The organism is Clavibacter lycopersici, assembly GCF_003576405.1.
Taxonomy (GTDB): domain Bacteria; phylum Actinomycetota; class Actinomycetes; order Actinomycetales; family Microbacteriaceae; genus Clavibacter; species Clavibacter lycopersici.
Genome location: NZ_QWGT01000115.1, coordinates 1 through 9,001 on the forward strand (window position 1 = coordinate 1; position 9,001 = coordinate 9,001).

General features: G+C 72.6%; 9 protein-coding genes. 6 read left to right on the forward strand and 3 right to left on the reverse strand.

Translation table 11 applies throughout. The features are described from left to right. From DZG00_RS09020 to DZG00_RS09030, 3 genes are all read left to right on the forward strand, one after another. A partial coding sequence (locus DZG00_RS09020; protein WP_119455550.1) for a right-handed parallel beta-helix repeat-containing protein occupies positions 1-1,704 on the forward strand: 1,704 nt, incomplete at its 5' end. Positions 1,705-1,919: 215 nt separating this feature from the next. Continuing rightward, a complete protein-coding gene (locus DZG00_RS09025; protein ID WP_119381870.1) occupies positions 1,920-2,417 on the forward strand; it encodes an FAD synthase family protein in 498 nt (165 codons plus the stop codon). Between the two features lie 68 nt (positions 2,418-2,485). Next, the gene (locus DZG00_RS09030) at positions 2,486-3,517 is read left to right on the forward strand and encodes an acyltransferase family protein (RefSeq protein WP_147359960.1); all 1,032 of its coding nucleotides are present in this window, start codon (positions 2,486-2,488) and stop codon (positions 3,515-3,517) included. On the opposite strand, the gene pip is transcribed toward DZG00_RS09030, so the two are convergent. Continuing rightward, positions 3,518-4,492 carry a prolyl aminopeptidase gene (gene pip / locus DZG00_RS09035; RefSeq protein ID WP_119381868.1) on the reverse strand — a complete coding sequence of 325 codons (975 nt, stop codon included), beginning with the start codon at positions 4,490-4,492 and terminating at the stop codon, positions 3,518-3,520. Between the two features lie 153 nt (positions 4,493-4,645). On the opposite strand from pip, the gene DZG00_RS09040 reads away from it, so the two are divergent. The 3 genes from DZG00_RS09040 (at position 4,646) to DZG00_RS09050 (ending at position 6,426) form a co-directional block, all read left to right on the forward strand. Further along, the gene (locus tag DZG00_RS09040; RefSeq protein ID WP_119381867.1) at positions 4,646-5,437 is read left to right on the forward strand and encodes a GDSL-type esterase/lipase family protein; all 792 of its coding nucleotides are present in this window, start codon (positions 4,646-4,648) and stop codon (positions 5,435-5,437) included. 45 nt (positions 5,438-5,482) lie between these two features. Further along, entirely contained in the window at positions 5,483-5,629 is a 147-nt protein-coding gene (locus tag DZG00_RS17320; protein WP_233550108.1) for a type II toxin-antitoxin system HicB family antitoxin, read from the forward strand. Positions 5,630-5,814: 185 nt separating this feature from the next. Beyond that, positions 5,815-6,426, forward strand: coding sequence for a DUF1349 domain-containing protein (locus DZG00_RS09050; RefSeq protein ID WP_119381866.1), 612 nt, complete (start codon positions 5,815-5,817; stop codon positions 6,424-6,426). A 28-nt stretch (positions 6,427-6,454) separates the two neighbouring features. Here DZG00_RS09050 and DZG00_RS09055 read toward each other — a convergent pair whose 3' ends face one another. Together DZG00_RS09055 and DZG00_RS09060 are read right to left on the reverse strand one after the other, a co-directional pair. Beyond that, positions 6,455-6,883 carry a hypothetical protein gene (locus DZG00_RS09055; RefSeq protein WP_119381865.1) on the reverse strand — a complete coding sequence of 143 codons (429 nt, stop codon included), beginning with the start codon at positions 6,881-6,883 and terminating at the stop codon, positions 6,455-6,457. An 8-nt stretch (positions 6,884-6,891) separates the two neighbouring features. Next, positions 6,892-9,001: acyl-CoA dehydrogenase family protein (locus DZG00_RS09060; RefSeq protein ID WP_119455551.1), on the reverse strand; the 2,110-nt coding region annotated here is incomplete at its 5' end.

Genomic DNA, 9,001 nt, shown 5'->3' on the forward strand with positions numbered 1-9,001 from the left:
TCACCGACGCCGACGCCGACGTCCACCGCCGCGCCCACCCCGTCGACCCCCGCCGCCGCGCCGCGCACGGGCACCGCGCGGGGATCCGCGCCGGTCGGCAGCGCTTCCTACGCGGTCCCGTCGGGCGCCCTCTTCGTTAGCAGCGCATCGGGGATCGACTCGGCCGCGGGGACGCAGTCCGCGCCGTTACGCACCCTGACCCGCGCGGTCGCGCGCGCCGCATCCGGGCAGACCATCGTGCTCCGCGGTGGCACGTACCACGAGGCCGTCGTGGTCCCGTACCAGAAGCCGCTCACCATCCAGGCGTACCCGCGCGAGGCCGTGTGGCTCGACGGATCCAGCCCCGTCTCGGGGTTCACGCGCAGCGGAAGCACGTGGGTCGCGTCCGGATGGGGGATGCGCTTCGCGACCACCATCGCGGGCGTCGCGGACAACCCCCGCTTCGTACGCCCCGACGCACCGCTCGCGGCGCGCCTCGACCAGGTGTTCGTCGGCGGGGTCGCTCTGCGCCAGGTCGCCTCCGCGTCGCAGGTCGTGTCCGGCACCTTCTTCGTCGACTACGCCGCCAAGACGATCCGCATCGGGAGCGACCCGAGCGGCAAGGAGGTGCGCGCGAGCGACCTCCGCCAGGCGCTCCAGATCCAGGCGCCGAGCACGAGCGTCAAGGGCATAGGGGTGCGCCGCTACGCCACGTCCTACGAGGACCGCGGAGCGATCCGCTTCGACAACGTCAAGGCAGTCGTCCAGGACGTCGTCGTGCAGGACATCGCCACCATCGGGATCGTCATAGGCAACAACGACTCCCGGCTGACGCGCGTCACGGTGCAGCGGAGCGGGATGCTCGGGATCAACGCGAGCACCGCGTACGGCCTCGTCATCCGCGACAGCGTCATCACGGGCAACAACTCCGAGCGGTTCAAGGCGGCCCCGGTCTCGGGCGGCATCAAGATCACCCGCTCCCGCGACGTGGAGGTCGTCAACAACGACACCGGCCGGAACAACGGCAGCGGGATCTGGTTCGACGAGTCCTGCTACGACATCACCGTCACGGGCAACGACTCGAACGACAACGAGTACACCGGCATCCAGCTCGAGCTGTCGGACACCGCGGTGGTCGCGGACAACAGTGCCACGGGCGGGCAGACCGGCATCAACCTGTTCGACACCGGCAACGTGAGGCTCTTCAACAACACGATGGGCGGCAACTCGAAGTTCGCGCTCACGCTGCTGCAGGACGAGCGGCGCCAGTCAGTGGCGTCCTTCGAGGGGCAGGATCCTCGCCGTCCCGCGGTCGACAGCACCGTGCCGTGGCTGACGCGCAACATCACGATCAGCAACAACGTGTTCGCGTCAGGCGGCGGCTTCTCCATCTACGCGATCGACAAGAAGACGAACATCCCGGTCGACAGGTGGAACCTCACCATCACCGGCAACCTGTTCTCGAAGCGCGTGGCGACGACGGACCCGACCATGGTGGCTTGGGGCCAGGGCGACAACTCCACGCTCGTACGGTACGAGTCGCCGGCCGCCCTCGCAGCCGCGAAGAACAGCACCTGGAGGAACTCCATGACGACGGCCAGCACCTCGGTCTCGGGCATGAGCGCCTACCTGTCGTCGGCCGCCTCGCTCGCGGTGGCGCTGCCGGCGTCCATCGCGTCGCTCCTGGGGCAGCCGACCGGGGTCAAGAGGGTCGGGATCTTCTAGCCCCCCCCCGTTCGCGGGCTCCCGCTTCCCCTGGCGGGAGCCCGCGACCTATGCTCGGGTGAGGTCCACGCTCCCCGCCGCCCCCACCCAGGTCGGCCGACGTACCCGCGTCGCGGAGCAGGCCCTCCGCCCGGCGTACCCGCACCGGGCTGCACCCGATCCCGCATCCGCGCGTACCCGCGCCCGGAAGGCGGACTACCCGAGACACGTGTGCCATGACCCGAATCGGCTACGCCGCCGGTGCCTTCGACCTCTTCCACGTCGGGCACCTCAACATCCTCAAGCACGCCAAGAGCAGCTGCGACTACCTCATCGCCGGCGTCGTCTCCGATGAGATGCTCGAGCGCAATAAGGGCATCACGCCGGTGGTGCCGCTCGCCGAGCGCCTCGAGATCGTGAGCCACATCAGCTACGTCGACGAGGCCCGCGCGGAGACGCTGCCGGACAAGCTCGACACCTGGCGCGACGTGCGCTTCGACGTCTTCTTCAAGGGCGACGACTGGCGCGGCACCCCGAAGGGCGAGCGCCTCGAGTTGGAGTTCGCGGCGGTCGGCGTGGAGGTCGTGTACTTCCCGTACACGATGCACACCTCCAGCACCCGTCTGCGGCGCGCGCTCGACATCCTCAGCGGCACGGGCGCGCCCACGGCGGCACCCGCCGCGACGCTCCCGCAACCCGCGGCGGTCCACTCGAAGTCGCTCGTCTCGCTGTGAACGATCTGCTGGTGAGCACGAGTGCCGCGCCGACCCCGTCGACGACCCGCCTCTCGCCCCTGGGATACATGCCTCAGTTGGACGGGCTGCGGGGCGTCGCGGTCTCGCTGGTCATCGTCCACCACGTGACGCCGCCCGTGGAATTCGGCGGCTGGATCGGCGTGCACGTGTTCTTCGTGCTATCCGGCTTCCTCATCACGTCCCTCCTCCTGCGCGAGCACGCTCGCACCGGTCGGGTCGACCTCGTCCGCTTCTACTTGCGACGCGCGCTCCGCCTCTATCCGCCGCTGCTGACCGCGCTAATCGTGCTCGCGCCGCTCGGCACCATCGTGTCCGGCGCCGTCGGCTATGTGAAAGCCTCCGGCCTCACGGCCTCGTACCTCATGAACCTCTACACGGCGTTCACAGGCGCCGGGGTCCAGGGCTGGGGCCACACATGGACACTCGCCCTCGAGGAGCAGTTCTACCTGATCTGGCCCGTGGTGTTCCTGCTGGCTCTCACCGGAGCCCGACGGTCACCGCGGGTCGCGACGGGCGTCCTCGCCGCGCTCGCGATCGCATCGGTCATCGTCGGCAGCGTGCCCGGTGCCGATCCGTCCGGCGTGAACCCGTTGATGAGCGCGGGCGGCCTCGCGCTCGGCTGCGTGCTGGCGCTGACCAGGTCCGTCTGGTCGACCGCCGCTCGTCATCCGCTCACCGCTCCGGCCGGCATGGCGGCGCTCGTGGCCGCGGTACTCGTCGGCGGCATGGACCATGGGGCCGAGGCCGGGCTGGCCCTCGGGGTGCTCGCCGCCGCGCTCCTGCTCGCGGCGCTCGTCGAGGGCGGGGGGCGCATCGTCCGCGCGTTCTCCTGGGCGCCGCTCGTCTGGGTCGGGGCGGTCAGCTACGAGTTGTACCTCTGGCACTATCCGCTGCTGCAGTACCTCACCGCGATCACCGGGGGCACGCCGGCATCGGTCGCGTGGATCGCCCTGCCGGTGACCGTCGTCGCCTCCGCCCTCAGCCACCGCTTCGTCAGCGTGCCGCTCAACGCGAGGTTCAAGGCACGGCTGACCCCGTCGGCGGATGCTCGACCCGGGGCCTCGCCCGCCGGCCGCTGATCAGCCGTCCGTGCCCAGCCGGTCCGCCGCCCGCTCCGTCGCCTCGATCAGCGCGTCGCGGATGCCGGGCTCGTCGAACGCGTGCCCGGCGTCGGGCACCATCGTGAAGCGCGCCTCGGGCAGAGCCCGGTGCAGGTCCCACGCGGTGACGGCCGGGGTGCACATGTCGTAGCGGCCCTGCACGATCTCGGTGGGGATGTCGCGGATGAGGTGCGCGTCGCGGATCAGCTGGCCGTCCTCCATCCACCCGCCGTGCATGAAGTAGTGGTTCTCGATGCGCGCGAACGCGAGCGCGTAGGTGGGCTCCGCGAACCGCGCGACCACATCGGGCTTCGGCAGCAGCGTGATGCCCGACGCCTCCCAGGTCGACCACGCGACCGCGGCCGGACCGTGCACCTCGGGGTCGGGATCCGCGAGCAGCCGGGCGTACGCGGCGATGATCCCGCCGCGCTCGACCCCGGGCACGGGCGCCGTGAACGCCTCCCAGCCGTCGGGGTGGACCATGCCCGCCGGGCCCTCGTAGAACCAGTCGAGCTCGCTCGCCCGGAGCGTGAAGATCCCGCGGAGGATGAGGCCGGTCACGCGGGCCGGGTGCGTCTCGGCGTAGGCGAGCGCGAGGGTCGAGCCCCAGGATCCGCCGAACACCAGCCAGCGCTCGACTCCCAGGTGCTCGCGCAGCCGCTCGAGGTCGGCCACGAGGTGCCAGGTCGTGTTCACGGAGAGGTCCGCCGACGGGTCCGAGACGTGCGGCGTGCTCCGGCCGCAGCCGCGCTGGTCGACGAGCACGATGCGGTAGCGGGCCGGGTCGAACAGCCGCCGGTGCGTCGGGCTCGTGCCGCCGCCGGGGCCGCCGTGCAGGAACACGACGGGGATCCCGTCGGGGTTCCCCGAGACCTCCCAGTACAGGAGCTGGCCGTCCCCCACGTCGAGCATGCCGGTGTCGTGCGGGTCGATCTCGGGGAAGAGGCTCTGCATGCGACGAGCCTACGGTCGGGCGACGCGGGCCCGGCCGCGCGGGTGTCGACTCGTCGGCGGCGGCGGCGATCCCCACCCGGGGTGTGCGCGGCGCCCGTCGCCGCGTAGCCTCGTGCGAGACCGACCGCTTCCCCGCTCGGAGACGAGGACCCATTGCCCGCCCAGCCCGTGAGGCGATCGTCACCGTCCGTCCGTCCGCGCGCGGCGCTGCGGCCGCTCCTGCCGCTGGCGCACGGTGCCGCGGTCGCCGTCGCGCGGCCCACCCTGCGCCTGCACCTCCACCTCTACATGCGGGAGATGGAGGCCGGGATCTTCCCGCAGCACGACGGCGCCTCCGCCGTGCCGGGCCCGGATCCCGAGCGCGTCCTCTTCCTCGGCGACATCGGCGTCGCCGGGTACGGCGTGCTCCTCGCCGGGATGGCGATGCCCGCGCAGGTCGCCGCCCGGCGCGCGGCCGTCACGGGACGCGGCGTCGAGTGGGAGAGCATCTCGGCCTACGACATGACGGCGCGCAAGGCCGCCGCCGCCATCGCCGACCGCGCCGCCGCGCCCCTCGACCTCGCGGTGGTCGCGCTCGGGATCCCCGACGTGCTCGTCGCGACCTCCGTGGAGGAGTGGATCGACCGGCTCACCGTCATCGTCCGCACCGTCCGCGCGCAGGCGGGCGACGGGTGCCGCATCGTCGTCACGGGCATCCCGCCGATGGACCGGTTCCAGCCGATCCCGATGGTCGCCCGGAAGCTCCTCCAGGCCCAGGTCTCCCGGCTCAACCGGGCCACGACCCGGCTCGAGGACCCGGAGCACGGCGTGATCCACGCGCCCTACCCCGACATCTCCGGCACGCGCCTGCACGTCCGCGACCGCTTCTCCTACCGCGTGATGCACGCCCACTGGGCCGAGGCGATCATGCCGTTCCTGGGGGATACGCGGCCGGTGGCCGGCTGACGGGGAGGCGCGCGCGGGCACGGCATGACCTGTCATGCTCGGTCCGTGAGGATCGTCATCTCCATCCCGGACGCCGACCTCGAGAGGTCCGATCGCGTCGCCGAGCGCCACGGACTGACCCGCTCCGAGTTCCACCTCGTCGCCGGTCGGAGCTCGCCGATGGTCTGGAGGGCGCGGGCGGGGCGGAGCTGACGCGCCTCGCGGACGCCGCCATCGCCGGGGCCGGACGACCCACCGCGGGCGAGGACTTCCTGCGCGAGTCGGAGCGCATCGCGCGGACCGGTTCGGAGTGGTGATCATGCAGCGAGGCGACGTGCGGGGTGATGTCGGCTCGCCGAGGCTCCGGGCCCGCGGAGATCCGGCCGTAGCCTCGTCTCATGACCGACTCCCCCGCATCCGACTCCGCGCTCGTCGACGTCCCCTGGTCACGCGGCACCTGGACCACGGAGCCGGAGGCCGTGCGGATCCACGACGGCGGAATGGACGTGACCGCGCGCGAGGGCAGCGACGCGTGGCGGATCACCTCGTACGGCTTCGTGCACGACACCGAGCACGCCCTGCTCGCACCGCTCCCGCAGGGGTCGGCCGTCGAGGTCGCGTTCCGGCTCGAGCTCGCCGAGCAGTTCGACCAGGCCGGGATCTTCGTGCGGGTCGACGCGGAGACGTGGACCAAGGCGGGCGTCGAGCGCAGCGACGGCGAGGACGGCCTCGGCGCCGTCGTCACGCGCGGCGTCTCGGACTGGTCGCTCGCGCCGGTCCCCGGCTGGTCGGGCCGGCTGGTGACGATCCGCGCCAGCCGCTCCGGCGACGCCCTCACCGTGCGCGCCCGGGTCGACGAGGAGCCGTGGCGCCTCGTGCGGGTGGCCCCGCTGGATCCCGACGCGGTCGCCTCCGCCGGCCCGTTCTGCTGCGCGCCCACGCGCGCCGGATTCACGACCCGCTTCACGTCCTGGCGCACCGGCGCGGCGGACGCGGCGCTGCACGCCTGAGCGGCGCCCCGCGGTGATCCGTCGACAGCTAGGGCGTCACGATCCAGTATTCGTCGGCCCGGCATCCGACGGGGAACGTCACGCCCGCCACGCCCGCCACGCCCGCGAGCGTGTCGCTCGAGCTGCCGCCGAGCGTCACGGGTTCCCCCAGCACCAGCCGCTCGCCGTCCATGTCGATCTCGTCGCCGACCCAGCGGGTGACGCCGTCGGGGAACACCGGCACGGACACCGAGCCGCCGTCGTGGAGGATCACCACGCATCCGTCCACGACGCCCAGTGTCCCCCAGATGCCGGCTTGGAAGCCGCCGCCGTCCGAGTGCCGCAGCACCAGCGTCGGCCGCTCCGTCGTCGCGGAGGACGGGGGCGCTGCGCCGTGGTCACCCGGGATCGGGCCGGCGCAGCTCGTCGTGAGGAGGATCACGGCGAGCAGGACGACCGACGACCGGCCGCCGACCATGACGGGCGCTACCGCCCCTTCTTCTTCTCGCTCTTCTCCATGCGCGGCGCCGAGCCGTCGGCGATCCGGGCGTCGCGGTACGCGCGGGCCTCGTCCTGGCGGTCCCGCTCCTCGCCCGACGCCACGGCCGCGCGCACGTGGGCCGGCGTGTAGCCGAACGAGTCGACGAGGTCCTGCGCGTGCGGGCGCAACCGCGCGACGAGCCGGTCGATGTAGGCCGTGACCGCGCGGGCGCGTGGGGCGCTGATGCGGCCGTGGATGAGGTACCACGCGAGGTCGTCCTCGATGAGGCGGAGGCCGAAGAGGTCGCGGGTCCACGTGAGGATGCGGCGCGTGCCGTCGTCCATCGCGCGTCCCGTCTCCGACGCGGGATCCAGCGCCTCCGTGAACGCCTCCCACTGCAGCAGCTCTGCGTGCGCGCGGGCCGCCTCGATGAGCGCGTTCTGGTGCCGGTTGAAGAGCGCGGCGGCCTCGGCCGGCGGCATCTTGCGCGTGGCGCGGAGCGCGGTCGCGATCTCGCCGACCATCGTCTCCACGCGGCCCGTCAGCAGCGCGCGCTGGGTGTCCGGCTCGCGGAGCTGGCCGACCGAGCGGGCGGTGGATCCGCGGTCCGCGAGCGCCTGCCCGAGCGTGCGGAGGCCGGTGGAGCGCAGCGTGCGGTCGGTCGCCTGCTCGACGACGTAGCGCGCGAGGACCCCGAAGTCCGCCTTCGCGAAGCGCTTGTTGACGTCGGTGAGCAGGCGCTTGGCGACGAGCTGCAGGAGGACGGTGTTGTCGCCCTCGAACGTCGCGTACACGTCGAGGTCGGCGCGGAGCCCGACGAGCCGGTTCTCGGCGAGGAAGCCCTGGCCGCCCGTCGCCTCGCGCGCCTCCTGGATCGTGTCGAGCGCGTGCCACGTGCTGAGCGGCTTGAGCGCGGCGGCCAGCGTCTCGAGGTCCTGCCGGTCCTCGTCGGTGTCGGTCGCGCCCGAGAACACCGAGTCGAACTGGCCGAGCAGCTTCTCGTGCGCGAAGGACGCGGCGTACGTGGTGGCGATGCGCGGGATCAGCCGGCGCTGGTGCCGCTGGTAGTCGAGCAGCACCTCCTCGTCGGTGCCGCCCGCGACGAACTGGCGGCGCTGGTTGCCGTACGTGATCGCGATCTGCAGCGCGATCTTGGCGGCGCTGGTGGCCGCGCCGTCGAGCGAGACGCGACCCTGCACGAGCGTGCCGAGCATCGTGAAGAAGCGGCGTCCGGGGCTCGCGATGTCGGACGTGTACGTGCCGTCCTCGGCCACGTCGCCGTAGCGGTTGAGGAGGTTCGCGCGCGGCACGCGAACGTGGTCGAAGTGGAGCCGGCCGTTGTCGATCCCGTTGAGGCCGCCCTTGAGGCCGTCGTCCTCGCCGCCGATGCCGGGCAGGAACGCACCGGTCTCGTCGCGCAGCGGCACGAAGAAGCAGTGCACGCCGTGGTTCACGCCCTGGGTGACGAGCTGCGCGAACACGGTGGCCGCGCGGCCGTCGACCGCCGCGTTGCCGAGGTAGTCCTTCCACGCGGCGCGGAACGGGGTGTGCAGCACGAAGTCGCCCGTCTCGGGGTCGTAGGTCGCGGTGGTGCCGATGCTCGCGACGTCGGATCCGTGGCCGGTCTCGGTCATCGCGAACGCGCCGGGCGTCTCGAGCGACATGATCCCCGGCAGGAGCTCGCGGTGGTGCCGCTCGGTGCCGAGGTGCATCACCGCGGAGCCGAACAGGCCCCACTGGACGCCGGCCTTGATCTGCAGCGACGGATCCGCCGCCACGAGCTCCTCGAAGCCCGCGATGTTGCCGCCGTGGTCCTCGAGCCCGCCGACGATCTTCGGGAACGCCCGGTGCACACCCCCGTGCTCCACCAGGATCCCCAGCTGCTCCGTCACGCGCGCCCGGTGCTGGTGCATGTCGAGCCCCTCGACTCGGTGCAGCTCGGGCCGGCTGGTCAGCTCGCGCGACGAGCGGCGGACGTCCGCCCAGCGGCCGAGGAGGACGCGCCCGAGCGCCTCCACGTCGATGCGCGGGCCGGCCCCCGTGCCCGCCTGGCCGTCGGTGCGGTCGAGGTCGCGCGCGACCTCCGCGTCGACATCCCCCGCGACCGGGACGCCC

Bases quoted from the DNA above. Each gene is read 5' to 3' on its own strand.
- DZG00_RS09055 (WP_119381865.1), bottom strand. From the start codon at position 6,883: ATGGTCGGCGGCCGGTCGTCGGTCGTCCTGCTCGCCGTGATCCTCCTC.
- DZG00_RS09030 (WP_147359960.1), top strand. From the start codon at position 2,486: ATGCCTCAGTTGGACGGGCTGCGGGGCGTCGCGGTCTCGCTGGTCATC.
- DZG00_RS09050 (WP_119381866.1), top strand. From the start codon at position 5,815: ATGACCGACTCCCCCGCATCCGACTCCGCGCTCGTCGACGTCCCCTGG.
- pip (WP_119381868.1), bottom strand. From the start codon at position 4,492: ATGCAGAGCCTCTTCCCCGAGATCGACCCGCACGACACCGGCATGCTC.
- DZG00_RS09025 (WP_119381870.1), top strand. From the start codon at position 1,920: ATGACCCGAATCGGCTACGCCGCCGGTGCCTTCGACCTCTTCCACGTC.